Origin of the sequence: Sphingobium sp. LB126 (assembly GCF_002795205.1) — a bacterium.
Lineage (GTDB): Bacteria > Pseudomonadota > Alphaproteobacteria > Sphingomonadales > Sphingomonadaceae > Sphingobium > Sphingobium chungbukense.
This window is the reverse complement of sequence record NZ_NETV01000001.1, coordinates 1,593,882-1,619,016: the sequence shown is the minus strand read 5'-3', so window position 1 is coordinate 1,619,016 and position 25,135 is coordinate 1,593,882. Positions and strand designations below refer to the sequence as shown.

The window sequence follows — 25,135 nt, the reverse complement described above, 5'->3', positions numbered from 1 at the left end:
TTGGCGGGGTGCAACGTGGAGACGTCCGTTTTCGATGCGGCAGGATGGGCTGACGGGGAAGTCGATCCCGCCGCCTTTCGTGATAAGCGACTGGCCGAACGGCTTCGAACGATGCTTAAGCAGATGGCAGGAGCGATTGGCGCACCGATACCGATGGCGTGCCAGGACTGGGCCAATACCAAGGCGGCCTACCGTTTTTTGTCTAATGGCTCGGTGAACGAGGGAGACATACTTGCCGGGCATTTCCAGGCGACACGGGCACGCGCGGCGGCGCTTGAGGGGTTCATCCTGGTTTTACAGGACACCACCGAATTCTCCTATCAAAGGCGCAATCCTGAAACGATTGGCGCCATCGGTCTTGCGCCGAGCCGGCGTGATGAGAATGGTCGGCTTCGGCTTCATACGGTCTGCGGCCTGCTCATGCACTCCAGCCTTGCGATCACAACCGAGGGATTGCCACTGGGTCTGACAGCGGCGAAATTCTGGACCCGTACCAGGTTCAAGGGCGCCAACGCGTTGAAGCGGCGGATCAATCCCACGCGCGTGCCGATCGAGGAGAAGGAGAGCTACCGCTGGCTCGAGAATATGCGCCAATCGACCACCCTGCTGGGCGATCCGGAGCGACTGGTTCACATTGGCGATCGGGAAAACGACATTTACGAGTTCTTCTGCGAAACACAGGCGCTCGGCACGCATTTCCTGGTCCGCACCTGTGTCGATCGTCTGGCTGGCGACGGTGGCCATACGATCGCCGACGAAATGAGCGAAACCACCGTGCAAGGCATGCATCGGATCACCATTGGCAAAGACGATCATGCCGACATCGAACTACGCTATAGGCGAATCCAAGTTTTGCCGCCGATCGGAAAGCAAAAGCGCTATCCTTCCCTCAGCCTGACCATCTTGCATGCCCGTGAATGTGGAACGCCTGAAGGGCGCCCCCCAATCGACTGGCGGCTCATCACCGATCTGCCGGTAACAACGCCTGACGAAGCCATCGAAAAGCTTGACTGGTATGCCCAGCGTTGGAAGATCGAACTCTTCCACAAGATACTCAAATCTGGCTGCCGAGCCGAAGATGCACGGCTGCGGACCGCCGAACGCCTCGCCAATCTGATCGCCATATTCTGCATTCTGTCATGGCGCCTGTTTTGGATGACCATGATCAATCGCGCCGCTCCTGACGCCTCGCCTCGGCTGGTCCTGACCGATGTCGAAATTACCCTGATCGACCGCCTCGCAGCTTCCCGAAAGAATGAACCGCCAGGCAGAACCCTTTCCGACTATCTAACCCAAATCGCCCGGCTCGGAGGCTATCTTGCGCGAGCCCATGACCCGCCGCCTGGCAACATCGTCATCTGGAGAGGATGGTCTCGCCTGATGGACATCAAAATCGGTGCCAACGTCAGCCGCAACACTTGTGGGTAATTGAAAGTTTGAGACTGCGGGTACAAATAGGGGTATCCGTCCAACTCAATTTTCGCGACTAAGATTTTAAAACAATTGCATAAAAGCTGATTTCGAGTCCTCTTCTGGAACTCGAACCGCCGATGCCACCTACTACTGAAAAGGCAGGACAAAATCCGGGCGTCCTCACCGACCCCGACAGCCAGCCTTGCTACGCTCCTCTTCTGGGCACCAGCTACTCTCAAAGCGTTGAAAATGCTGGGGGATCGTCGAAAAGACGGTCCCCAGAGAGCATTTGCTACGACAAACTGCTACGGGAAAATGCCCCATCGTCGGGCAGAAAATCCGCGAAAACCGTCAGTGTTGAAGGCCGTTTTTGGCATCTGGCGATCACGCCAGATGGCGGACATCCACCTGCTCGAATGAAAGCCTCCGCACCGCGTCATTGAGCGCATCGACACGATAGCCGCTGCCGTAGTTCTCGTGGACGGCGGTTCGGGACGAACCTGTTGTCCAGCCACCGAGCAGCAGGGCGATGTCATGGTCGATCCGCGCGGCGCGTAGTTCGTCCCTGAAATTGTGGCGGAACGAGTGAAACGAAGTGCGGCTCCGCTGCGCACCGCAGGCGCGCAGGAACTGGGTGAACCATTTGCTGAAAGCGACGGGGCGCGAGCCGGTTGATCCCGTCTCGATATCGTCGAACAGCTTCTTCTCGCCCGCTTTCCGCTTCGCCTCGGCGAAGTGGAGGAGACCGCAGTCAATGAGGCTTGGGTGGACCGGGATGAGCCGGTCGCTGGCAGTGGTCTTCAACTGCTTGTCGGTGCTCCCCACCAGCGAACGCAGACTCACCACGATACAATCAACGCCATCGACGGCGCGGATGTCGGTGGTATCAAGCTGGCAGATTTCGCCCAGCCGCGCGCCCGTGAACAGCGCAATCAACGGCACCCAGAACCGCGCATTGCGCGGTCGTTGGTTTCCGACCTTGTTATAGCCGCGCTCACCATCGAGGCAGCCGCGATAGAGCGGCGCGTTGAAGATGGCGCGAAGCTGGTCGCGGTCGAAGGGGAGGCGCTTGTCCCGCTTGTTGATCGGATCGGGCAGGCGCAGGCCTCGTGCCGGGTTGCGCGAGAGCAGTTCTTCATTGACCGCCCAGTTGAGGAAGCTGCTCATGTTCGACATCAGCGAATTGGCATTTGCCGCACTGATGACCCTGATGTCGCCACGCAGGCGCGCGCGCTCTGCCGCTTCGCGAGGCGAAAGTTTCGGGAAGAGCTTGCCCGCGTTGGCGGGAAGAAAGCGCAGGACATCGAGCATATCGCGGCAATTCGCGCGGGAAATCGACGCGACAGGCACCGCCTCGCCGATCACCGCGATGGCGAGCTTCCGGCTTGTCTCATACGCCTCTCGCGTGTTGGCGGTCCATGCCCGCGTCGGGTCGTCGATATAACTGCGATACGCCTCGCCCAGCGTAAGTGGCCTATCTGGCTCGACGCGATCAGCAGGCTGCGACACGAGGGGGACGGGAACCAGATGTTCGGGGGGATCGTCGCTCAACGGTCGGATGAGCGTTAGATCGACCGGAAAGCCCGCCATCGCGCGAGCGTGTTCGATTTCCATTTCGATCCGAGCGACGACACCCGGCAAACGACGCAGGGCAATAGCGAGACTGTCGGTGCGCAGCGACCGCCAGATTTCGAGCCGATTCAGCAGGCGCTGGGCATCGACCGGGACGGTATGACGATAGTAGAGTTTGTGGCCCCGTCGAAGCACACCTCGGGGCAAATCCCGTAGCAGCTTACCGTAGCAAAAACGGCCTTCAACACTGACGGTTTTCGGGGATTTTCTGCCCGACGATGGGGCATTTTCCCGTAGCAGTTTGTCGTAGCAAATGCTCTCTGGGGACCGTCTTTTCGACGATCCCCCAGCATTTTCAACGCTTTGAGAGTAGCTGGTGCCCAGAAGAGGACTCGAACCTCCACGACCTTGCGATCGCCAGCACCTGAAGCTGGTGCGTCTACCAATTCCGCCATCTGGGCACGGGGTAGGAGCGCGCAACTAGCCGTTGGTCCCAAGGCTGTCAACGCGCCCTATGCATTATTTTTATTTTTCTGGTTTCCCGGCAAAGAGCTTCTTACGGCACCTGTCAGGACGTCAACAGCCTGCGGAGAAACGCGATGAACAGCCCCGCCTTTGTCCCACCCTCTTTCTTTCCGCGCTCCGACGGGGTGAGGCTTGCATACCGTCATAAGCGCGGTGAAGGACCCACGATCGTCTTCCTGCCCGGCTACATGTCCGACATGGAGGGCGGCAAGGCACTCGCGCTGGATGCCTGGGCAAGGGAGCAGGGCCGGGCGATGCTGCGCCTGGACTATGCCGGCAACGGCGCGAGCGAGGGGCGGTTCGAGGACGGCACGCTGGCGAACTGGCGCGACGATGCGCTGCTGCTGATCGATTCCCTGACCGAAGGTCCCGTCGTGCTGGTCGGCTCCTCCATGGGCGGATGGCTGGCACTGCTGATCGCCCTCGCGCGGCCGGAACGGGTGGCGGGGCTGGTCGGCATCGCGGCGGCACCCGATTTCACCCAATGGGGCTTTACCGATGCGGACAAGGCACTGCTGGCGACCGAAGGGCGGATCGTCGAGCCGACGGCCTATGGCGACGATCCCTATGTCACGACCCTGGCCTTCTGGCAGTCCGGGCAGGCGAACCGGCTGCTGGAGGGGGAGATTCCCATCGACTGTCCGGTCCGGTTGCTGCACGGGCAGGAAGACGCCGATGTACCCTGGCAAATCGCGCTGCGCCTTGCGGAGCGGCTGCGTTCATCCGATGTGCAGACGCTGCTGATTAAGGACGGCGACCATCGCCTTTCCCGCGACCCGGACATTGCCCTGCTGATCCGGACCGTCGCCAGCCTGTTGGACAGCCTCTGATGCCCCTTTTACTCCCATTGTTGCTGCTCGCGCCGCAGGCCTATGACCCGGAGATCGAGGCGGTGATGAACCGCAAGCGCAAGGAAAGGGCGGAGGCAGCGGCCTCTGCCGTTGCCACGCCCCCACCCGCCGCCCGGACGAACGACGGGCGCATTCCAGTGCCCGACAAATATGCCGCCAAATTCCAGGCCTGCCTGGATCAGGCGGTCGAGGCGCCGGACAAGGGCGTCGCCTTCGCGCAACAATGGCGGATCGACGGCGGCAGCTTCTACGCGCGCAACTGCATGGGTTTTGCCTATGCCCGCGCGGAACGCTGGGCGCCCGCCATCGTCGCGTTCGAACAAGGCGCCGAGGAGGCCGAGCGCGGCGGCGAAATGGTGCAGAGCGGACGGCTCTGGGCGCAGGCGGGTAATGCCGCGCTGGCGGGTGGTGATGCCGCCAAGGCAAGCAACGATTTCGATGCAGCGCTGGTGCGTGGCCTGCCCGACGGGGTCGAGAAGGGGGAGGTCCATCTCGACCGCGCGCGCGCGCTGGTGGCGCTGAACGATGTCGGGGGTGCACGCGATTCGCTGGACATCGCGCTGGAGCAGGTGCCTCAGGACCCGCTGGCCTGGCTGCTCTCGGCCACCCTGGCCCGCCGCGCCGGGGAGATGAAGCTGGCACAGGCGCATATCGCGCGGGCAGTGCAACTGTCGCCCGACGATGCCTCCGTCGCGCTGGAGGAAGGCAATATCGCCATCCTTACCGATCAGGAGGATGTGGCCCGTTCCGCTTGGCAGCGCGCGGTGAAGCTGGCGGCGCAATCGCCCGCGGGCAAGGCAGCCGCCGACAATCTTTCCCGTTTGCCCGCGCCGAAATCCGCCAACTGATCACCCGATGCGGACCTCGCCCCGTTCCTTCGGGAAGCGGGCGCAATCCTTGTCGACGACAAGATCGGCGTCGTTGATGCGCGTCAATCGAGATAGAAATCGACGGTCGTGACGACGCGCACCTTCTTATGGGGCGTGTCGCTCGCCCCGTCGGCCTCGCCATCGCGCGCCTCGATCGAAAAATAGCCCTGGGTCGCGCTTTTGATCCCGCCGACGCTGGCGCCACTGTCACGGGCGAACTGTTCGGCAGCGGCGCGGGCATCCTTGGTTGCTGCAGCGACCATTGACGGCTTCACGTCATTGAGCCTTGTGAAACTGTAACGCATGCCCGATCCTTCCTGAAGCGTGACGCCACGCCGGACCAGATCGAACTGCTGCGCCGCCGCGCGCTGAGCGCGGGCAATGTCGGTCGTGCGCAACAACATGCGCTGGGTGATGGTGATCGTGTTGACGCCATTGTTGATATATTGATTGACCCCCGCGCCGGTCGCGGTCAGCGCGTCGGGCTTGAACCCGAGGCTGGCGAAATAGGCGCGCAGTTCCTTCGTATTATTGTCGATTTCGGCACGGACGGTGGGCAGGTCGAAACCCGTGGCGGAATAGCTGATCGACCAGGTGGCGAGGTCGGCGGTCACGTCCTTTTCAGCCAGACCGCGAACGGTGACGGAACGGTCCGCCGCCTTGGCCCGTTTCAGCCCGTCGCCCAACAGATACCCGCCGCTGACGATACCCAAGGCGATCAATCCCGCGCAGCCGAGCAACAGCTTGCCATGATGGGCCAAATCCATACGCGCCTCCCTCTTCCTTCCATGCCCAACGCATCTTATCTTGAGGACGTTCCTAGGACTTCAGAGATGAACCGTTGCTTTATCGCGACGAATGGAGTGAATATTGCCCAAATATCTGCACACGATGGTCCGCGTGACCGACATCGACCGCACGGTCGCCTTCTTCCGATTGCTCGGCCTGGAGGAACAGAAGCGCTTCGACAATGCGCAGGGCCGGTTCACCCTGGTCTTCCTAGCTGCGCCGGGCGACGAAGATGCGCAGGTCGAACTGACCTACAACTGGCCGGCCGAGGACGGCACGCCACCGGAGGCATATGGCGGCGGCCGTAATTTCGGCCACCTCGCCTATAGGGTCGAGAATATCTACGAAACCTGCCAGCGATTGATGGATGCGGGCGTCACCATCAACCGCCCGCCGCGCGATGGGCACATGGCCTTCGTGCGCACGCCGGACAATATCTCGATCGAGCTGTTGCAGGACGGGCATCTGGAACCCGCCGAGCCCTGGGCATCCATGCCCAATACAGGAGTCTGGTAAGATCATGCTGGAGGTCGTCCGCATCCCCGTTCTCAACGACAATTATGTCTGGTTGCTCCACGACGATGCCAGCGGGCAGACGGTGGCGGTCGATCCCGCCGTCGCGGAGCCGGTGCTGGAGGCGGCGCGGCTGAGGGGGTGGACGATCGGCCAGATCTGGAACACGCATTGGCATGGCGACCATGTCGGCGGCAATGCGGCGATCAAGGCGGCAGCGGAAGCCTGGGGTGGCTGCATCATCACCGGCCCGGCGGCAGAGGCCGAGAAGATCGGCACGCTGGACCGTCTGGTGCGGGAGGGGGACAGCGTCCGGATCGGTGATCACCAGGCGGTCGTGATGGAAGTGCCCGCCCACACCGCCGGTCATGTCGCCTATCATCTGGCGCAGGACCATGTGTTGTTCGTGGGGGACACGCTGTTCGCCATGGGCTGCGGCCGGCTGTTCGAGGGGACGGCGGCGCAGATGTTCGCCAATATGCAGCGCTTCGCCGCCTTGCCGGACGACACGGCGGTCTATTGCGCCCATGAATATACGCAATCGAACGGCCGTTTCGCGCTGACGGTGGAACCGGACAATGCCGCCCTCCAAACCCGCATGGCGGAGGTCGATGCGGCGCGGGCGCGAGGTGAGGCGACGGTACCGACCAGCATCGGGCGGGAACGCGCAACCAATGTCTTCATGCGCGCGCGCGATGTCGTGCAACTGGCGGATCGGCGCGCGGCCAAGGATGCGGCGTGACGGTTTTCGTGTCGTTTGGCCGTCTTTCAAACGGGGATGAATGAGGAGAGGTGCCGTGCGCTCATGGATATTGCCCTCTGGGATATTTCTCGCGCCGCTGTTGCTGGCTGGATGTTCCGGTAGCCAGGAGCAGCCCAAGCTGACCGAAAAGCAGACCAGCGAACTGGAGCGCGCCCTGGCCGGCAAGGTGGCGGGCGAGAAGACGAGCTGCGTCAATCGCGTGCCCCAGGCCAATCTGACCGCGATCAGCAATAGCGTGCTGCTCTATCGGGTGAGCGGGCGGCTGGTCTACCGCAATGACCTGATCGGTAGCTGCGCGGGTCTGGCGCGTGGGGATACGTTGATCATCAAGACCTGGGGCTCGCAATATTGCCGTGGCGACCTGGCGACCAGCGCGGACCTGATGACCGGCATGGTGACGGGCAATTGCGCGCTGGGCGACTTCACGCCTTATCGTTCCCCAGCAAAATAACATTGCCATCCACCGATCCTTCCTGCTGCGGCAGGAGCAGGATCGGCCGGGCTGGGAGCCATTTTCCGGACTCTGTCGCCTTCCCGATGCCATAAGCGAACGGCCGCGGCACGGCCTTCCTCGCTGCGGTGGCAGGGTACCATCCGGTATATGTTGCCCCATCGGAAGGGCCGCCGATTAGTCTGACCTGACAAGTGCCCGGATCATCCATCACACACGGGCTTCCCGCCGGGCATGTTCAACCTTACCATGGGCAATGGCAGCATCATCGGATCGATATTGACAGGCATGAAGAGATGGATGCGATTTCCTTCCGACAGCGCCGGGAGCATGGCGATGAAGCCCCCGGCCGCCGGGATCGGGCGGGATATCCCATCTGGCGATGCCTCCAGCATCGACGCGTGCGAACGGGGCGCCCGAGCCCGGCAATTTTCATGGAGATGAAGACCGCCCATGTCCGATATTGAAGGAAAGACCGGCGGGCGCCTGCTGGTCGAGGCTTTGGTCGCGCGCGGCGTCGACCATGTGTTTTGCGTGCCTGGCGAAAGCTATCTGGCGGTGCTGGATGCGCTGGTGGACGAACCCGGCATCCGGGTGGTGACATGCCGGCATGAATCCGGCGCGGCGAACATGGCGGAGGCCTATGGCAAGCTGACCGGCAAGCCCGGCATCTGCATGGTCACGCGCGGACCGGGCGCCACCAACGCAGCGATCGGCGTCCATACCGCGCAGCAGGATTCGACGCCGATGATCCTGTTCGTCGGCCAGATCGGGCGAGGCGATCGCGGGCGCGGCGCATTTCAGGAGGTCGATTATCGGGCCGCCCTGGGCGACCTTGCAAAATGGTCTGTCGAACTGGACGACGCCAGCCGCACCGACGAAATTCTCGGCCGCGCCTTCGCAACCGCCCTGCAGGGCCGCCGCGGCCCGGTGATCATTGCGCTGCCGGAGGACATGCTGACCGAAGTCGCCCGGCCGCAGGGCTTTCACCCCACCCCGCCTTGCTCCACCGGGCTGGACCCCGCCACCGCCGCTTCGATTCATGCCGCCCTCGACCAGGCAACCAAGCCGCTGCTCCTGCTCGGCGGCAGCGGCTGGTCGGATGAGGCGCTCAAACGGCTGGAGAAATGGGCGGATGCGGCGGAGCTTCCCGTTCTCCTGTCCTTCCGCCGCAAGGATCTTTGGGACAATGAGCATCGCTGCTACATCGGCGACATCGGATTGGGGACGAATCCCAAACTGCTCGAACGCGTGCGCGAAGCAGACCTGATCCTCGCGATCGGCGCACGGCTGGGGGAGAATGTCACCCAAGGCTACACCCTGTTCCGGCGGGAGGATATGGCCAGGAAGTTGATCCACATCCTTGCCGATCCGGCGGAACTCGGGCGTGTCTGGCCACCGCTGATCGCTTCCGCCACCGACGTCGCGGCGGCGGCGCTCAAATTGGCGGAGACACCGCTCCGGGGCCGCTGGCCGCAATGGCGGAGCGCCGGCCGCGCCGACTATGAGGCCTTCTCCAGCCCGGTTGCTGTGACGGGCCAAGTCAATCTTTCGCAGATATTCGCCGGGTTGGGCGCCCACATGCCGGCCGACACGATCATCTGCAACGGGGCCGGCAACTATGCCGCCTGGCTGCACCGCTTCCATCGCCATCGGCGGCCGCACACCCAATTGGCGCCGACCAGCGGGGCGATGGGCTATGGCGTACCCGCCGCGGTCGCCGCCAAACTGGTGCATCCCGACCGCGAGGTGATCTGCGTATCGGGCGACGGCTGCTTCCTCATGACCGGCCAGGAGATCGCGACAGCGGTGCAGCATGATGCCAGGGTGATCTTCATCGTGGTGGACAACGGCTCCTACGGGACGATCCGGATGCATCAGGAGAAGGAATATCCGGGCCGCGTGATCGCGACCAATTTGCGCAACCCCGATTTCGCGGCCTACGCCCGTGCCTTCGGGGCCTGGGCAATAGCGGTGGAATCGACCGAAGCCTTCGAACCCGCGCTTGCCCAGGCCAGGGCATGTGGCACCGTCGCCCTCATCCACGTCAAAACGTCCGTGCAGGACATCGCGCCTGGGCGCACACTCCCGGCCGCCGAATCACAGTGAAGGAATCATGATGGCCAAGGCACCGAGCTTGATCTGGGACGACCCCCTGCGTTTCTCCGAGCAGCTGAGCGACGAAGAGCGGTTGGTCCGGGACAGCGCGCACGATTATTGCCAGTCGAAACTGCTGCCGCGCATCATACAGGCAAACCGGCATGAAGTGTTCGACCGGGAGATCCTGCGCGAAATGGGTTCGCTCGGCATGCTCGGGGCGACGATCCCGGAGGAATATGGCGGCGCGGGCGCGAGCCATGTCGCCTACGGCCTGATCGCCCGCGAGGTAGAGCGGGTGGACTCCGGATACCGTTCAGCGATGAGCGTGCAATCGTCGCTCGTCATGCATCCGATCCACGCCTATGGCACGGAGGAACAGCGCCGCAAATATCTGCCCGGCCTGGCCAGCGGCGAGCTCGTCGGCTGCTTCGGACTGACCGAACCCAACCACGGCTCCGACCCCGGCGGCATGGCGACGCGGGCGCAGAAGGTGGATGGCGGCTATCGCCTCAACGGCCAGAAGATGTGGATCACCAATTCGCCGATCGCCGACCTTGCGGTGGTGTGGGCGAAGCTGGACGGTGTGATCCGCGGCTTCATCGTGGAGCGCGATACCAAGGGCTTCTCCACCCCGAAGATCGAAGGCAAGCTGTCGCTGCGTGCGTCCATCACCGGCGAGATCGTGCTGGACGACGCGATCGTCGGCGAGGACGCGCTGCTGCCGAACGTCTCTGGTCTCGCCGGTCCGTTCGGCTGCCTCAACAAGGCACGATACGGCATTGGCTGGGGCGCGATGGGCGCGGCGGAGGCCTGCTGGCATGCCGCCCGGCAATATGGCCTGGACCGGCAGCAGTTTCAGCGGCCGCTCGCGCAGAACCAGCTCTATCAACGCAAGCTCGCGGACATGATGACGGAGATCGCCCTTGGCCTTCAGCTCGCATTGCGCGTTGGCCGGCTACTCGATGAGGGCCTCTGTCCGATCGAGAATATCTCGCTGCTAAAGCGCAACAATTGCGGCAAGGCGCTCGCCATTGCCCGCGACGCGCGCGATATGCATGGCGGCAATGGCGTTTCCGACGAGTTCCACGTCATGCGCCACATGTGCAATCTTGAGGCGGTCAACACCTATGAGGGCACTTACGACATTCACACGCTGATCCTTGGCCGCGGCCAGACCGGCCTCCAGGCCTTCATGTAATGAAGGCGTCCGCCCGTCCGCTGGTATCCGCATCCTGATCTGATCCGGGTACTCGCCAGCCTCCGGGCGACGCAACGCCTGGCGCACGGGGTACATGCGGGCCTTTCAGCGAGAGGCGTGAACGGGAATGGATAGAAAGGTGGCGGAGACGGAGGGATTCGAACCCTCGGTAGCCCCTTAAGGCTACGACGGTTTAGCAAACCGCTGGTTTCAGCCACTCACCCACGTCTCCGCACGAATTTGCCCATCGGGAAGATGAGCAGTGGCTAGGTGTCGGCCTATAGCGGTGGCTTTCGTCCATGGCAACGGTCCTTCGCCACGAAAATTTGCGGGTTTTGGCGAAAAGGGATTCGGACTGGCGCGGAATCGACTCGGGTCGCCGTTCGTTCATTGTCGTTTCAGCTTGTTCCCCGATAATCTGGGCGATCATCAAGTGGCGGGCCTTTTCGGGAGTATCGGGCATGATCGGGATAGTGGGGCGGGTATCCAGCCGCGTGGCGCGAGCCGGAGCGCTGGCGGCTGCGCTGGCCGGAATGACGCTGGCGCCGGTCGCGGCGCAGGCGCAGGTGCGTACGGTCGATCCCAATGCGGCGATCGATTCAGACCTGGCGCCGCCGCCGCAACAGGGCAGCACACCGACCGAGCCAGGCGTCGACAACAGCGTTCAGCCGGGCACCAGCTATCCGGCGGACAATGGCGCGGCCTCCACGGCTGCACCCGCCGGAACGGGAGCGACGGCAACCGGTGCGCCGGTCACGGCCAATTCGCCGCCAGCCGCCATCTCGCCGGGCGATTCCTATCAGCAGGACGACCTGATCGGCGCGGCCGAGGGCGTGTTCGGCAAGGGGGCGGAAGGCCTGGCCGGAATCATCGAGAAGATCCTCAAGGACCAGGGGCGTCCCAATGCCTATATCGCCGGGCGTGAAGCCTCCGGCGCGTTCGTCGTCGGGCTGCGCTACGGTTCGGGGACGCTCAACCACAAGATCGAGGGCAAGCGCGAGGTTTACTGGACCGGGCCGTCCATCGGCTTCGACGTCGGCGGCAATGCGGCCAATACCTTCGTGCTGGTCTATAATCTCTACGATACCCAGGACCTCTACCACCGCTTCCCGGCGGCGGAAGGCACCGCCTATCTGGTGGGCGGCTTCACCGCCAGCTATCTGCGCTGGGGCAGCGTCGTGCTGATCCCGATCCGGCTGGGCGTGGGATATCGGCTGGGGGTCAATGCGGGCTATATGAAGTTCACCGAAAAGCGGAACTGGCTGCCCTTCTGATCGGTGTCAGAGGGAGAGGCTGAGCTGTTCGCCGGTCTCTCCCTCCGGTTCCTCATGATCGAGATTGTGCACGCCCAGCCCCAGCAGCCGGGCGCCCATGCGCAGCGGCAGTTGCGCCCGCAGCAGCGCCCGCCCGGTCTCCCCCAGCACATCGGGTGAGCGCACCGGCCCCGCGAAACTTTTCGACCGGGTGATGATCCGGAAATCCGCGAACTTGACCTTGAGCACCACCGTTCGTCCATAGGCGCCGCTCTTTTCGATCCGGCCCCAGAGATTCTCGGCGATCCGGTCGATTTCGGCAATCAGCGCATCCTCGGTGAGGAGATCGTCGGAGAAGGTATCCTCGACGCTCACCGATTTGCGCTCCTGCCGCTCATGGACCGGGCGGTCGTCCTCACCGCGCGAGGCGCGATAGTAGAACAGCGCTGCGCTGCCGAAATGCTGCTGGAGAAAGGCAAGCTCCCGTGCCCTGAGGTCCGCGCCCGTCTCTATGCCCAGCGCCAGCATCCGCTTTGCCGTCACCGGCCCCACGCCATGGATACGGCGCACCGGCATCTTCGCGATGAAGGCCGCCCCGTCCTGCGGCCGGACGACGCAGATGCCGTCGGGCTTGTTCTGATCGGAGGCGAGCTTGGCGATCAGCTTGTTGTACGACACGCCTGCCGAGGCGGTAAGGCCTGTTTCCTCCCGGATCATCCGGCGGATTTCCTCGGCAATGCAGGTCGCGGACGCGATGCCCGGCTTGTTCGCCGTGACATCGAGATAGGCTTCGTCAAGCGACAATGGCTGGATGATGTCGGTGAAGCGCGAGAAAATCTCCCTTACCTGCGCCGACACCGCGCGATAGACTTCGAAACGCGGCCGGACGAACAGCAGGTGGGGGCAAAGCCGCCGTGCGCGCGCTCCCGGCATGGCGGAGCGGACGCCGAATTTACGCGCTTCATAACTGGCGGTGGCGACGACGCCCCGCGGACCGCCGCCGCCCACGGCCAACGCCTTGCCCCGCAACGAGGGATCGTCGCGCTGCTCGACCGACGCATAAAAAGCATCCATGTCGATATGGATGATCTTGCGCGGCGGTCCTTCCATGGTTCCCGCTTATGCCACAGGGCAGAACGGAAGGGAAACACCCCGGATCGGCTAAGCGCGCGGGCTCATTTCCTGTCCTTGAGCGACAGCAGGGCGGCGAAGGGGCTGGCCTGTTCCTCGGTCAGCACTCCGGCCTCGCGCAACAGGCTGTCGGCCTCGGGCGAGCGGGGATAGGGGGTCATGGCCAGCGCCACCGTCTCCGCCACGGCCTCCCCCATGTCGATGACCAGGCCGTCATAGCCGATGGTGTCGCAATCCTCGGCATCCAGTTCCAGTTCGTCGCCTTCGGGCGCTTCCGTGCCTTCCTTGACGAAGCGGAGCAGGAAATCGGTATCGACCGTCTCCGGCACCGGCACGCCGGTCGCGACGCAGGGCTGCGCCAGCGCCGCGCGCACGCGACCGCGGGCGAAGATCGCGCCATTCTCCTCGCTCAACGCATAATCCGCCTCCAGCCGGTCAAGGGCGAGCAGATGGAAGCGCTTGGCCAGCGCCTCGCGCTCGGCGGCATCGGCGGTGATCGTCACCGGCTGGGCATGACGGGCGAGCTGGTCGACCCGCACGGGCCGGGAAAATTCGCTACTGTTGGTCATCCAAGGTCTCCGGCGATCAGCGCGTCGCGGCTGAGGCAACCCAGCCGCACCCAGCGCGCACGCAGATGCGATTCGACATGGGCGATCGCGTCGGCCGGCGGCGTCTGGCCGCGATAGAGGTTACGCGTCAATGCTTCCGCAAAATCTCCCTCGCCCACCAGTGCCCCGCGATAGGCCGACAGGCGCCCACCCAACGCGCTCACCATCCGGCCGATATGCTTGCCGACGACGACATCGCCAATCCCCTCCTGCCGGAGCTGGCCGTCCATGTCGTCGACGAACAATTCGGTCAGCCACACACTTTCCTGCTGCCCGTCCAGCGCCTCCAGCCGCATCAACACCTGCGCCAGGATCGCGACGATCATGTCGAACCGGCCGTCCATCGTGTCGGGAACCTGCCCCTCGACATACCAATGGGGCTGGCGACCCTCCACCACGATGGCGTTGTAGAGGGGGCGCATCGCGTCCTTGGGGTCGCTTTGGGCGAACAGACGCTGGAAGATGCTGGGCATGACGAGAGAGTTTCCTGGCTGAACCGAAAGGCGGCCCCTTGCCGAGGCCCCTGCATTTCCATATTGATCGGCCAGCCGCCCGATGCAATGGCGGCTTTGTTTTTCGGCACGGTCCGGGGTTTCCCCCGCAGGAGAAGTTGATGCGCCAGTTCAGCCGCCAATCCCGCAGCGGGCGGATTTTGCTTGGCGCAAGCCTTTGTGCGCTACTGCTCGGTGCGTCGGGCTGCACGCGCATCCGAACCCATCAGGGCTATCAGGTCGACAAGCTGCTGGTTGATTCGGTCCAGCCGGGCATCGATAACCGCGCCTCGGTCGAAGGCACGCTGGGCCGCCCCAGCTTCACCGCGCAGTTCGGCGACCAGGACTGGTATTATGTGTCGCGCGACATGCGCGCACTCGCCTTTTCCAACCCCAAGCCTGTGTCCCAGACGGTGCTGCATGTCCGCTTCGACGCGGCGGGCAATGTCGTTGCGGTCGATCGCATGGGGTTGGAGCAGGTCGCGAAAATTTCTCCCTCAGGCGACAAGACCCCGACGCTGGGCCGCCATCGCAGCCTGTTCGACGAGATTTTCGGCAATATCGGCGCGGTCGGTGCTGGCGGAATGGGCGGCGGCGGAGGCGGCAGCAACACCGGCGGCGGCCCTAACGGGAGCTGATCGGGCGCCCTGCTCGACCGGGAAGGTCCAATCCGTCAAGCATGGCGCTCAGGCCTTTCGCGAGAGGCATGGGCCGATAGCCATGCCGGCGCAGGCGATCGATATTGAGCGCGGGGAAGCCCCAATCCTCCTCGCCCGTCGTTTCACGACGGATCACGGCGCCGCTTTGCCGGGCCAGCAGGTCAGCCAGCTCCGCTACGGTCGTGCGCACACCGCTGCCGACGTTGAACGGACCGCTTGCGCCGCTCTCCAACAGCAGCAGCAGCGCCTGCACCACGTCATCGACCGCAACCAGGTCCGATCCGAACTGGCCTTCACCATGCACGCCGATGGTCCCGCCTGCCGCCGCCCGCACCATGGCAGCCAGCGCGCCGCCATGCTGGCCCGGTCCATAGACCGAACCGAGCCGCAGGGTCTGGAGCATCATCCCGCTCGTCCGGCAGCATTCCGCCGCGTAGATTTCCTGAAGGATCTTCGACCCCAGATAATAGCCGCGACTGCCTGGGAAGAGCGGGGCATTCTCGTCCGGCGGAACGGCCGTAGGGGCATAGGCATTGGCGCTGCCGGCATGCATCACCCGGCCCACCCCGTCCCGGACAGCCGCCTCCACCAGATGCAGCGTGCCAAGCGCATTGACCCGCCAGCACCGCACCGCTTCCACCGGATCGCGATGGTCGGTCGGAATATGCGCCGCCAGATGGATAAGCGCGGAACAACCCTTCAGATCGGGCGATCCGATGTCGGGCTCCGCCAGATCGAGGTAACGCCATTCATCCCCCTCCCCCGCCGGACGTTGCCGGGAGAGATGGCGGATACGATAGCCGCACAGCCGCGCAGCCTCGGCAAAATGGCGGCCGATGAACCCCGAGCCGCCGGTCAGGGCCAGCAACGGCTTCACCGCACCGCGTCGATCCGTTCCTGCGGCACGAAGATTTCGTCCAGATAACGCAGGATAGTGCCGGAGCGGACCGGCGGCTGGACGATCGGCGTGCCATGGAGCAGCTTGCGCACGCACATTTCGACCTCATTGAAGCCCGCCAGCGCGCGCAGTGGCGTGGTGCCGGAAAAACGCGCGTTGATTTCAAACACGCGAGGAATGCCCCAGTCGTCCAACCGGAACTGGAAATTGGCCGGGCCATGGGGTTGCAGCGCCCGGCCCAGCACACGGACCTGGGCGTTCAGTTCGGGATAATCGCCGGTATAGGCGCGGTAGGTGTTTCCGTCGCGCAGGTCGCGACGCATCACGATCGACGCCTGGACCTCGCCGTCGAAGACCAGCGTGCTGGCGGTATATTCACACTCCGGATCACCCACGCACTCCTGCACGACGAGGCCGCAGCGTCCTTCCAACGCCTGCGTCAGTTCATCCCGGTCACGAACCAGCGACACGCCGACCGAGCGCGCGCCGACGCGAGGCTTCACGACAAGCGGAAAACCGACGCTCTCGACCAGCGCCCGCACCATTTCCTCCTCATCGCCGCCTGCCGAGGCGGGGTGCGGCAGACCGACGCTTTCGAAGAAGCGCGCGGTTTCCAGCTTGTCGTCGGCAATCGCGACCACGCGCGGATCGCTGACCAGCACATGGGTGCGGAACAGCGCCTCGAGCCGATGGCGCTCGGCAGCGAAATAGGAAAGTTCGACATCGGTCCCGACCAGCACGGCATCCGGCCGTTCACGGTCGAGCAGTTCGTGGATATGGTCGCCAAAGGCCGGATCGTTCGCGAAGGGCAGGCGATAGGCGGTATCCGCCCAAAAGAGGCCCGCGGATAACGGATTGGGGTCCGCCGCGATCACGCTGCAATCCAGCGTCGATTGCCGCAGCGATTTGATGATGCCCTGCCCCAGGACGGCGCCTGCGCCCGTGACCAATATCTTCATGCGAAAAACCGGCAAAGCCGCTCCTGCGTGGCGGCGGACAGTGTGGTGGCGCGGATGGCGTGCATCTGATCCTCCGGGTCAAAGTCAATGTCGCGCGATTCCACGGTCACACAATCTCCCCTGATTTCGATCATCGCCCATTTCGGGGTCCGGTCGCGCTCATCCCGGGGCTGACCCAGCGAACCCAGGGTGAAGATGGTGGCGGCGGTGCAATCATAGCGGCGCTGCCGGTGGACATGGCCGAACAAGCCATAGAGAAACCCCCGCACCGCGACCATCTCCGCCGCCTCCTCCGCATCCTGGGCCGAACGGATATAGCGCCAGTCGCCATAAGCGAACGGGTTGGCATGGGCAGCGAATAATGGTCCGGTCGACCAGCTTTCCCGCCAGTCGAAGCCGTTCATGCTGCCCGCCGGTATATGGGCGGCCGTCCAGTCGACGCTTTCGCGCAGCCAGTCGGCCAGATCCGCCCGATAGGCTTCCCCCGTGGGTGAAGACCGATACAGCAGATCATGGTTGCCGCTGATCAGGATGGCATGGTCGCGCGCCACCGCACCGTGCACCAGTTCCAGCGTTTCCAGCGGCTGCACGCCGTAGGTCAACAGGTCGCCCATGATCAGCATCGCGTCGAAGCCCTCCCTGCGCGCGGCGGTCAATGCGAGTTGCAGCGGGTGGCTCGCCGCGTGAATATCCGTCAGGGCCGCGATGCGCATGGTCCAGCTTCCAGAGCGGTTCGGATCATAGGGGTAGCATGAATGGAAAGGCGACAGGCCGTGTCAGGCGGGTATATCCCTAATCGCCGCACCGCTCATCCGGCGGTGCCTTCGCCCCCTGGGCCGCAGTTGATCATAAAGGGCGAGATGCGCGGCGGCGCAATTTTCGATCGAAAAGCGGCGGGCGGTCCGCAGCGCACCCTGGGACAAGGCCGCATAGCGATCATCGTCGCTCACTATTCCCACGATCGCCTGTGCCAGGGTGGCAGGATCGGAAGGCGGGACCAGTTCGCCGTTGACCCCCGGCACGACCATTTCGCGATTGCCCGCCACCTGCGTCGCGACGATGGGCAGGCCGCTCATCGCCGCCTCGATCAGCGCGATGGGGAACCCTTCCCAGAGCGAGCAGTTCACGAACAGGTCGGCCTGGCGCATCAATGTGTCGACGTCGTCGCGCACGCCCAGGAGCGCGACGGGTGCGTCGGCGATCCCGGCCTTGAGCTGGTCGAGCATCGGCCCGCCGCCGGCGATGCTGAAGCGGGCGGTACGGCCTTGGGCAGCGAGCGCGCGGACAGCCAGATGCGCCGCCTGAGCGAGCGTCGGATAATCCTTCTGCTCCGACACGGTCCCGACAGCCAGGATGGTGGGGTCCTGCGCGGATTTCCGGCGCGCCGCCGCCGCCCGGAAGCGGGTATTGGCGGCATTCTCGATCCGGTGAACCGGCTTTCGCACATGCCCTTTCAGCAGAGCCGCGCACTGGTCGCTGATCGCGACATAGGCGTCCACGATCGGGTCGAAGAAGCGGAAAGCCGCAGGTGGGAAGGACAGACGGCTGTTATGGTGGGTCAGCACCACCGGCACGCCCGGCATAGCGAGCGCGACCAACGGCAGGGCGCGGGCGGTATGGGCATGGATCACGTCGGGCCGAAACGATCGCAGCGCCCGACGCAGCGCCAGCGTTCCCCCGATCCAGTTGTTCCGGTTCGCCTGCCCCAGCGAAAATGCCCTGGCTCCGGCTTGCCGGATGCGCTGCATCATCATGGCTTCGGTCTGCGCGGCATTGCCGACCTGCGCCGCGTCGCTGAGCGCCAGCACGGCCGCGTCATGACCCGTTCCGGCAAAAGCCTCCGCCAGATTGCAGACCAGCATTTCGGCGCCGCCCGAGGTGAAGCTGGTGATGATCGAACAGATGCGCATGTCAGCAAACCAGATCGACGCCCGTGGCGGCAAGCAGGTCGAGCGCGCGAGGCGACAATTCGGCGCGGCACCGTTCAAGCACCAGATCGGCCTGATCGGCGCTCAACCATTGGCCGAAGGTCCCCGCCTTGCCGCTGCGCATGCGCAGGCTCTGATCGTCATTGCGGTCATAATCATGGCCGGGAATGCCGCCGTCGCGTTCCTTGTCGCGCATCCGGTCGAACTGCGCGGCGGCGACGGCGCGGGCGACGAGATCGCCCTTGGGCTCCACGCCCAGGAACGAGAGAATGGCCGTCACCGTCGGCACAGGTTCGACCAGCATATGCTCATAGCTGATGAGATGGTGCGGCCGTCCCGCCAGTCCGTCCGCCCAGCCGTTCAGATGGCCGGTCAGCGCCGCCAGCCCATATTTGGGTTCATCCAGAAAATCCGCGATATCGCCCGCAAAGCTCTTCTTGTGGCGGGTCGCGTGAAAATAGGCGGACACGATGACGTCCCGCGGATCGCGGACCAGGAACAGGACGGGCCGGTCGAGGAACAGCCGTTCTCGATAGGGCAGATGGCTCACGAGGACCGAAGGAAGCGCCACATCGCTGCGCCGCCCGACAAAGGCATCGATGCCGCGCACTGGATCGCGATCGAAATTGGGCAGCACCCGGAAGGTGGTGGTGAGGTCCGGCTCGAACCCCAACCCTGCGCTTTCCGCGAAATAGCAGGAGAGCAGGTAACGCAGCCATGTCCGCCCGCTCTTGGGATAGGACACCAGAAAGGCATCGGCCCGCGCAGCGGCCAGACGCAGATGGGGTTCGTCCCGCAGGCGCCGCCGCATCGCCCGCGCAAAGCCCTTCAGCGACAGCATGTTCATGATCCTGCCCTCACGCGATGATGATCCAGAACGGCGGCGATGATCGACTGCCAGCGGGCGAGCACCTGGTCATGCCCGAACGTCGCCATGCGCCGCCGGGCTCCGTCACCCAGCGCCATGCGGCGCGGCGCGTCGTTGCAGAGCGAAGCGACGGCATCGCCCAGCGCGGCGCTGTCGCCATTGGCCACCAGCAGGCCGCTCACCCCATGCTCGATCATTTCGGCCGGTCCCCACTGGCAGTCGAAGGCGATCACCGGCAGGCCCGCGCCCATGGCTTCGCCCACGACGATGCCCCACCCCTCGTAGCGGGAAGAGAGAACGAACAGGTCGGTCTCGCCGATCCACTCGCCCGGATGCCGGGTAACGCCGGGCAAGCTGACACGCTCTGCAAGACCAAGGCGATCGCGTTGTCGCTCCAGCGCGGCGCGTTCCGGCCCCTCGCCCCAGATCACCAGCTTCCAGTCGGGAATGCGCGGGGCCGCGCGGGCAAAGGCGGCAAGCAGCAGGTCGAAGCCCTTTTGCGGCACCAACCGGCCGACGGCGCCGATGATCCGTCCTTCTGGGCGGCGCTCTGCCAAACCGATCGCGGGGGGCACCGGGTTGGGGATGACCCAGCCCTTCACGTCCATGGCAGCGGTGAACCAGTCCATCGCTCCCTGCGTCATGGTGACGAGACCGACGGCCCGTGGATAGGTCATCCGCCGCAACCGGTCCCAGATCGGCCCGACGCGCTGGAGTGCGGGATTGTTGCGTTCCGACACGATCACCGGAATGCCAAGCGGGCGGGCGGCAAGGACCGACAGGATATTGGTGCGGGTGAGGAAGCTCACCACCAGTTCGGGCCGGACCCGCTTCAACGCCTGCTTGAGCAGTTGCAGCCGGCGCACCATCGCCAGCATGCCCGACGCCGCCGCGCGCCGGCGCGACTTCATCCCCAGACGGATGATCCGCACATCGGAATGATGGGGGTAATAGGGAGCGGTCGACGGGTCCTCGAAGGCGATCAGGGTGACGGCCCAGCCCTGGGCCGCGCAATGGTTGCAGAGCAGGCTGACAATATGTTCCGACCCGCCCGCACCCAGCCCGGGAAGGACGAACGCGACATTGGGTGGCCTGGATGCCCTTACCAGCATGGCGGCGGAGTCCTGTATAATCACGCTGTTACGCCGGTCAGTGTCCGCGCCGCGCCACCCCAAGTCCATTGCGCGAAGGGGTTAGGGCCTGCCTCTTTGGGTGCCGCCGTCCCCGCTTGGGACGAGGGCAAGGTCAATAATGGACCCGCAGCTCTACCCCGGCACGGGTGCGGTCATAATCGTCCAGCGGGTCCGTGCTATTGCGCTTCGACCAGCGGGCCGTCGCCGCCAGGGCGATGCGGCGGTTGAGCGCATATTCCAGTTCGCCCGTCACGCCATAGATTTTCTCGGTAAGCCCAGTGCCGAAATATTTGCTGCGGCGATAGACCAGACCCAGTTCGCCGCGCAGATTGTGGCGGATTTCCTGCGACACGCCCAGCCGGAAGCGCATATCCTCGCGCGACTGCACGCCGGTCCGATAGGTGGCGACATTGCCGATGAAGCCGTCCAGCGTCAACGCCGTGCGCGGCTGGGGCGAATAGACGAGGCCGACCTGCGCCGACAGGCGGGTCCGCGCATCGATCCGGCTGTCCCTGGGATCGAAGCGATAGACGCCGACGGCCGCCTCCCCCCTGATCGTGCCACCGGGATCGATCGCAATGCCCGCGCGCCCGCCATAGGTGCGTGAATCCCGGTTCAATTCACCTGTTTGCGGCACCTGGCGGAAATCGCGCTTCGACACAAAGCCTTCGACAAAACCGTTCATGAGTGGCGACACGCGCAGCATCACGCGTGCCAGCGCGCCCAGATTGTCGAGATCACGATTGTCATCGATCGCCTTGGTGTAGCGGAAACGCGAAGCCGTGCCCCGCAGCATGAAGCCGATCCGGGCGCCCTGATGCGTATAGCCCAGCTCCCCCTCCAGCGCGTTGAGTTCGCGCGGGCCGATCGACGGTTGGGTGTTGCCTTCCGGTTCGCCGCGATCCTCTATGATATGCTGCCAACTGGCATCCGCCGACAGCTTGTCCGAAGTGGAGGGCGCCCAGTTGACACCGGCGGCGACCTTGCCGCCTTCCGCATTTTCGCTGCCATATTGGAAATAGCGACGGAAATCGCCCTCCGCGCGGGCGGTGAGGTCGATTGCGCCGCCCTTCCGGTTCAATTCGACATAAGGGCGCAGGACGGCACGGAAATCATCCTTCTCGCCAAAGGCCTGGGCGTAGATATTGCTGTCATATTCGATCCGCGCGATGCCGCCGATCTCCACCGTCGCACCGCCCAGCGTCAACGGCGTGGGCACGAACAGCGCTTCGGGCGCATCCAGCGCGGATGTGGGCGACTGGAGGTCCTGCGCCAATGCCGGACGGACGCCGAGGGTCAACAGGAACGCCGCAGCGGCGCCCGAAGCCATGCCGCGCATCAGAACCACTTCTCATAGATACGGACCGTGTCGCCTGGTTGGATCATGTCGCGCTCGCTGGCCCGGCCCACGACCTGACGGCCGTCGACCATGCGGGTGATGGCGACGTTGCCCTGCTCCGCCCGGAAGGTGTAACCGCCCGCGACCGAGACCGCCGCCAGCACCGACATGCCGGCGCGATACTGATATTCGCCGGGACTCTTCACCTCACCCAGCACATAGAAGGGACGCAACCTGACCGGCTGGACGCTGACCGTGGGGGCGTTGAGCAACTGGCGCTGGGTGAGTTGCTGGGCGATACTGAGCTGCAATTCGGGCACCGTCTTGCCGCTGGCATCGACGTCGCCCAGGATCGGCAGGGAAATCTGGCCCCGATCGTTGATCGTATAGCTGCTGCTGCCCGGATCCTCGGCGGTAAGGCCGGGAATAGCCACGCGCACCTCATCGCCCGCCCCCAGCCGATAGGCGACGGTCGGGGCCGGCGGCAGGCTGGCAAGGCCCGAAGGCCCGCCGGAGCAGGCCGCCGTCACGGCAAAAAGGCCAAGGAAAAGACCATGATAAAGCCGGTTGCGCATCTGCGTCCCCTCTCGATTGGATGAGCGGAAGTTTAAGCCCTTCGGCTGATTCAGGCGCAGGCAATAACGGATCACGACCCAGCAAAAAGGAGCGAGGCGGACACCGCTTTCGGGGTGACTCAAAGGGGGGGTGGGCGGATGGCCACACACGGCCCGCGATTCAGGCCGCCAGCCGCCGGTCCCGCTTCCAATGGTCGAGGTCACGGCCGATCAGGACCTCCAGATCCGCGATGTCGCTGGCATAATAGTCGACCATGCGCTGGCGGAGCGCGGCGGGCAGCGGCGGGTAGGCGATCTGGCGTGCGAACACCCCCCGCACCCGTTCGAACATCGGGTGACCGCGCAAGGGGCGAACCGCTTCCTTCAACGGCGCGAGCGCGGTGCGGACGGGCAGCGGCAGGAAACGCTCACTACTGTCGTTGCGCGGGTCGGCCCCCACCTGGGTCGAATAATGGCAAGGCGCGCCGATATGATCGCTGACGATGGCGACGGCGGCTTCCGGCGCGGCCTTCACATCCTCGAACAGGAGGACCTTGATCTGCTCCGCGTCGAAATGGCCGAGCCAGCGGCGCAGGTGCCGGGCGTAGAGGCCGTCCTCCAGGAAACGCGGCTGGTCATTCGGACGGCCATCCAGATAATGTTCCGGCCCCTTGGTCACGGTGCCGCGGCGGAACAGCATCTTGTAATCGGAATAGGCACGGTCGACCGGGTTGCGCAGTTGCACCACCAGACGCGCATCCGGCAGGGCGGCGGCGAGGCGCGCGGCGGCATCGGGATGGGCGAGATAGTCGGCGGACTTTTCCCCCAATATCTGATCCGGCCGCGCCCCATCGAAAAAGCGGCGATAATGGTCGAGGCCACGCGCATGATCCTGGCTGAAGAAATGCGGCTCGGGCGCAGGCAGGTAGATCGCCGGATTGTCCTGAAGTTGGTTGTGGATCCAGGTCGTCGCGCCCTTCACTGCACCGATGATGACGAAATGCGGGAGGCGGTCGTTCATTATCTTCTGTCCTCTTTCGTCAGGATCCCAGCTCGGCCATCGCGATTTCCAGGCAGTTGGCAAGACGGTGCATGTCGTTTTCGTCCAGCAGATGGTCGACCGGAAAGGCGATGCTGCGACGGCCCATATCCTGCGCCACCGGCAGCGTGCCGTCGCGGCGCACGTCGACCGCCGCGAAGGCGGCCTCCCGCGTCATGTCGGCGCAGGAACCGCTGCCGACCGGCATGCCCATACGCGCCATGCGATCGATGATCGGCGCCGTCCCCGCCTCGTCCAGCCTGTCGGCCGTGACGGTGACGTAGAGCCGATAGAAGGCATGGCCGATATGATCCGGAATTGGCGGCACCTCGACTGCCGGATCGTTGTTCAACAGGGCCATCAGCACCTCCGCATTGCGGCGGCGGCGGGCGAGCCATGTGGGCAGCTTGACCAACTGCGCCCGGCCGATGGCGGCCTGCATCTCGGTCATGCGCCAATTGCTGCCGAAACTGTCGTGCAGATAGCGGAAGCCGCTGGCGGTCGGGGGGCTGAAATATTTGTCCGGATTCTTGCCATGGTCCTTATAGGCCCAGGCGCGTTTCCAACGGGCTTCGTCGCGCAGCAGGACCATGCCCCCCTCCCCGCCGGTCGACATGATCTTGTCGGTGCAGAAAGAGAAAGCTGCGGCATCGCCGAAGCCACCGACCGGGCGGCCATGCAGGGTCGCTCCATGAGCCTGGGCGCAATCCTCGATCAACCACAGCCCCCTCTCGTCGGCCAAGGCCCGCAGCGCCTTCATGTCGCAGGGCCACCCCGCCAGATGCACGCACAGGATCGCACGGCTTCGCGCCGTCAGCATTCGGCGCGCGGACTGCGGATCGATCGCGTTGCTGACCGGGTCGATGTCGGCAAAGACCGGCGTCGCACCCACCGCGACGATGCAGGCGGCGCTGGCGAAGAAGCTGCGCGACGGCAGGATGACTTCATCCCCCGGCCCGATTTCCAGAGCCCTGAGAGCCAGTTCCAGCGCGACCGTGCCATTGCTGACGGCGATGGCATGGGGAACCCCGCAAAAGGCCGCGAACTCCGCCTCGAACATCCGGGTCTGCTCGCCATGGATCATAGAATTGACCCGGCCGGTTTCGAGAATGCGCACCACCGCCGCCACCTCGTCCGCCTCGTGCTGCGGCCAGCGCAACTGCGGATTGTCGAGTGGGCTGAGGTGAAGCGGGATGGCGGCTTGGACGGGTGCGGCTTGCATCATGGTCTC

At 64.5% G+C, this 25,135-nt stretch carries 25 protein-coding genes and 2 tRNA genes; 10 read left to right on the top strand and 17 right to left on the bottom strand.

Annotated features, from left to right (window positions below; all coding sequences use genetic code 11):
- Positions 1–15 precede the first annotated feature (15 nt).
- Entirely contained in the window at positions 16–1,428 is a 1,413-nt protein-coding gene (locus CAF53_RS07895) for an IS4 family transposase (RefSeq protein WP_100238666.1), read from the top strand.
- Positions 1,429–1,797: 369 nt separating this feature from the next.
- On the opposite strand, the gene CAF53_RS07890 is transcribed toward CAF53_RS07895, so the two are convergent.
- Both CAF53_RS07890 and CAF53_RS07885 read right to left on the bottom strand, forming a co-directional pair.
- Positions 1,798–3,180, bottom strand: coding sequence for a DUF6538 domain-containing protein (locus tag CAF53_RS07890; protein WP_100237765.1), 1,383 nt, complete (start codon positions 3,178–3,180; stop codon positions 1,798–1,800).
- Positions 3,181–3,359: 179 nt separating this feature from the next.
- Positions 3,360–3,446: transfer RNA gene (locus CAF53_RS07885), tRNA-Leu, on the bottom strand.
- 138 nt (positions 3,447–3,584) lie between these two features.
- On the opposite strand from CAF53_RS07885, the gene CAF53_RS07880 reads away from it, so the two are divergent.
- The gene (locus tag CAF53_RS07880) at positions 3,585–4,340 is read left to right on the top strand and encodes an alpha/beta hydrolase (protein ID WP_100237764.1); all 756 of its coding nucleotides are present in this window, start codon (positions 3,585–3,587) and stop codon (positions 4,338–4,340) included.
- Positions 4,340–5,209, top strand: a complete 870-nt coding sequence (locus tag CAF53_RS07875; protein WP_100237763.1) for a tetratricopeptide repeat protein — start codon at positions 4,340–4,342, stop codon at positions 5,207–5,209. The genes CAF53_RS07880 and CAF53_RS07875 overlap by 1 nt, the downstream gene beginning before the upstream one ends.
- Before the next feature lie 83 nt (positions 5,210–5,292).
- Here the strand turns inward: CAF53_RS07875 and CAF53_RS07870 are convergent, their stop codons facing one another.
- A complete protein-coding gene (locus CAF53_RS07870) occupies positions 5,293–5,997 on the bottom strand; it encodes an SIMPL domain-containing protein (protein WP_100237762.1) in 705 nt (234 codons plus the stop codon).
- A gap of 103 nt (positions 5,998–6,100) precedes the next feature.
- Here CAF53_RS07870 and CAF53_RS07865 point away from each other — a divergent pair, with 103 nt between their 5' ends.
- From CAF53_RS07865 to CAF53_RS07840, 5 genes are all read left to right on the top strand, one after another.
- Complete coding sequence (locus CAF53_RS07865) at positions 6,101–6,535, top strand: VOC family protein (RefSeq protein WP_046762129.1); 435 nt, start codon at positions 6,101–6,103, stop codon at positions 6,533–6,535.
- Positions 6,536–6,539: 4 nt separating this feature from the next.
- A complete protein-coding gene (gene gloB, locus CAF53_RS07860) occupies positions 6,540–7,274 on the top strand; it encodes a hydroxyacylglutathione hydrolase (protein WP_100237761.1) in 735 nt (244 codons plus the stop codon).
- A gap of 55 nt (positions 7,275–7,329) precedes the next feature.
- Positions 7,330–7,746, top strand: coding sequence for a hypothetical protein (locus CAF53_RS07855; protein WP_100237760.1), 417 nt, complete (start codon positions 7,330–7,332; stop codon positions 7,744–7,746).
- A gap of 453 nt (positions 7,747–8,199) precedes the next feature.
- On the top strand, positions 8,200–9,855 hold the full coding sequence (locus CAF53_RS07845; protein WP_100237758.1) for a thiamine pyrophosphate-binding protein: 1,656 nt from the start codon (positions 8,200–8,202) through the stop codon (positions 9,853–9,855).
- Between the two features lie 10 nt (positions 9,856–9,865).
- On the top strand, positions 9,866–11,044 hold the full coding sequence (locus CAF53_RS07840; protein ID WP_046762596.1) for an acyl-CoA dehydrogenase: 1,179 nt from the start codon (positions 9,866–9,868) through the stop codon (positions 11,042–11,044).
- Positions 11,045–11,184: 140 nt separating this feature from the next.
- On the opposite strand, the gene CAF53_RS07835 is transcribed toward CAF53_RS07840, so the two are convergent.
- Positions 11,185–11,276 (bottom strand) — tRNA-Ser (locus CAF53_RS07835).
- Between the two features lie 229 nt (positions 11,277–11,505).
- On the opposite strand from CAF53_RS07835, the gene CAF53_RS07830 reads away from it, so the two are divergent.
- Entirely contained in the window at positions 11,506–12,318 is an 813-nt protein-coding gene (locus CAF53_RS07830; RefSeq protein WP_046762124.1) for a DUF1134 domain-containing protein, read from the top strand.
- Positions 12,319–12,324: 6 nt separating this feature from the next.
- Here CAF53_RS07830 and dinB read toward each other — a convergent pair whose 3' ends face one another.
- From dinB to CAF53_RS07815, 3 genes are all read right to left on the bottom strand, one after another.
- Positions 12,325–13,407, bottom strand: a complete 1,083-nt coding sequence (gene dinB, locus CAF53_RS07825; RefSeq protein ID WP_100237757.1) for a DNA polymerase IV — start codon at positions 13,405–13,407, stop codon at positions 12,325–12,327.
- 65 nt (positions 13,408–13,472) lie between these two features.
- Positions 13,473–13,997: a DUF177 domain-containing protein gene (locus CAF53_RS07820; RefSeq protein WP_046762122.1), complete on the bottom strand. Its 525-nt coding sequence runs from the start codon at positions 13,995–13,997 to the stop codon at positions 13,473–13,475.
- Positions 13,994–14,509 carry a ubiquinol-cytochrome C chaperone family protein gene (locus CAF53_RS07815; protein ID WP_100237756.1) on the bottom strand — a complete coding sequence of 172 codons (516 nt, stop codon included), beginning with the start codon at positions 14,507–14,509 and terminating at the stop codon, positions 13,994–13,996. The genes CAF53_RS07820 and CAF53_RS07815 overlap by 4 nt, the downstream gene beginning before the upstream one ends.
- A 140-nt stretch (positions 14,510–14,649) precedes the next feature.
- On the opposite strand from CAF53_RS07815, the gene bamE reads away from it, so the two are divergent.
- Complete coding sequence (gene bamE / locus CAF53_RS07810; RefSeq protein ID WP_046762120.1) at positions 14,650–15,165, top strand: outer membrane protein assembly factor BamE; 516 nt, start codon at positions 14,650–14,652, stop codon at positions 15,163–15,165.
- On the opposite strand, the gene CAF53_RS07805 is transcribed toward bamE, so the two are convergent.
- The 10 genes from CAF53_RS07805 to CAF53_RS07760 form a co-directional block, all read right to left on the bottom strand.
- Positions 15,152–16,063 carry an NAD(P)-dependent oxidoreductase gene (locus tag CAF53_RS07805; protein WP_100237755.1) on the bottom strand — a complete coding sequence of 304 codons (912 nt, stop codon included), beginning with the start codon at positions 16,061–16,063 and terminating at the stop codon, positions 15,152–15,154. The two genes, bamE and CAF53_RS07805, sit on opposite strands and share 14 nt — an antisense overlap.
- Positions 16,060–17,058 (bottom strand): ATP-grasp domain-containing protein, encoded by a 999-nt coding sequence (locus tag CAF53_RS07800; RefSeq protein WP_242443404.1) that lies wholly within the window; start codon positions 17,056–17,058, stop codon positions 16,060–16,062. Before CAF53_RS07800 ends, CAF53_RS07805 begins: the two co-directional genes overlap by 4 nt.
- Positions 17,040–17,756, bottom strand: a complete 717-nt coding sequence (locus tag CAF53_RS07795) for a metallophosphoesterase (RefSeq protein WP_100237753.1) — start codon at positions 17,754–17,756, stop codon at positions 17,040–17,042. Before CAF53_RS07795 ends, CAF53_RS07800 begins: the two co-directional genes overlap by 19 nt.
- A 63-nt stretch (positions 17,757–17,819) precedes the next feature.
- Positions 17,820–18,953: a glycosyltransferase family 4 protein gene (locus CAF53_RS07790; protein WP_046762117.1), complete on the bottom strand. Its 1,134-nt coding sequence runs from the start codon at positions 18,951–18,953 to the stop codon at positions 17,820–17,822.
- A gap of 1 nt (position 18,954) precedes the next feature.
- Positions 18,955–19,818 (bottom strand): sulfotransferase domain-containing protein, encoded by an 864-nt coding sequence (locus CAF53_RS07785; protein WP_100237752.1) that lies wholly within the window; start codon positions 19,816–19,818, stop codon positions 18,955–18,957.
- Entirely contained in the window at positions 19,815–20,975 is a 1,161-nt protein-coding gene (locus CAF53_RS07780; RefSeq protein ID WP_242443403.1) for a glycosyltransferase family 4 protein, read from the bottom strand. Before CAF53_RS07780 ends, CAF53_RS07785 begins: the two co-directional genes overlap by 4 nt.
- A gap of 109 nt (positions 20,976–21,084) precedes the next feature.
- Positions 21,085–22,311, bottom strand: a complete 1,227-nt coding sequence (locus CAF53_RS07775; protein ID WP_100237751.1) for an outer membrane beta-barrel protein — start codon at positions 22,309–22,311, stop codon at positions 21,085–21,087.
- Positions 22,311–22,886, bottom strand: a complete 576-nt coding sequence (locus CAF53_RS07770) for a polysaccharide biosynthesis/export family protein (RefSeq protein ID WP_046762113.1) — start codon at positions 22,884–22,886, stop codon at positions 22,311–22,313. The genes CAF53_RS07775 and CAF53_RS07770 overlap by 1 nt, the downstream gene beginning before the upstream one ends.
- Before the next feature lie 160 nt (positions 22,887–23,046).
- Entirely contained in the window at positions 23,047–23,886 is an 840-nt protein-coding gene (locus tag CAF53_RS07765) for a sulfotransferase (RefSeq protein ID WP_242443402.1), read from the bottom strand.
- A 19-nt stretch (positions 23,887–23,905) separates the two neighbouring features.
- Positions 23,906–25,129 (bottom strand): DegT/DnrJ/EryC1/StrS family aminotransferase, encoded by a 1,224-nt coding sequence (locus CAF53_RS07760; RefSeq protein WP_100237750.1) that lies wholly within the window; start codon positions 25,127–25,129, stop codon positions 23,906–23,908.
- Positions 25,130–25,135: the final 6 nt, after the last annotated feature.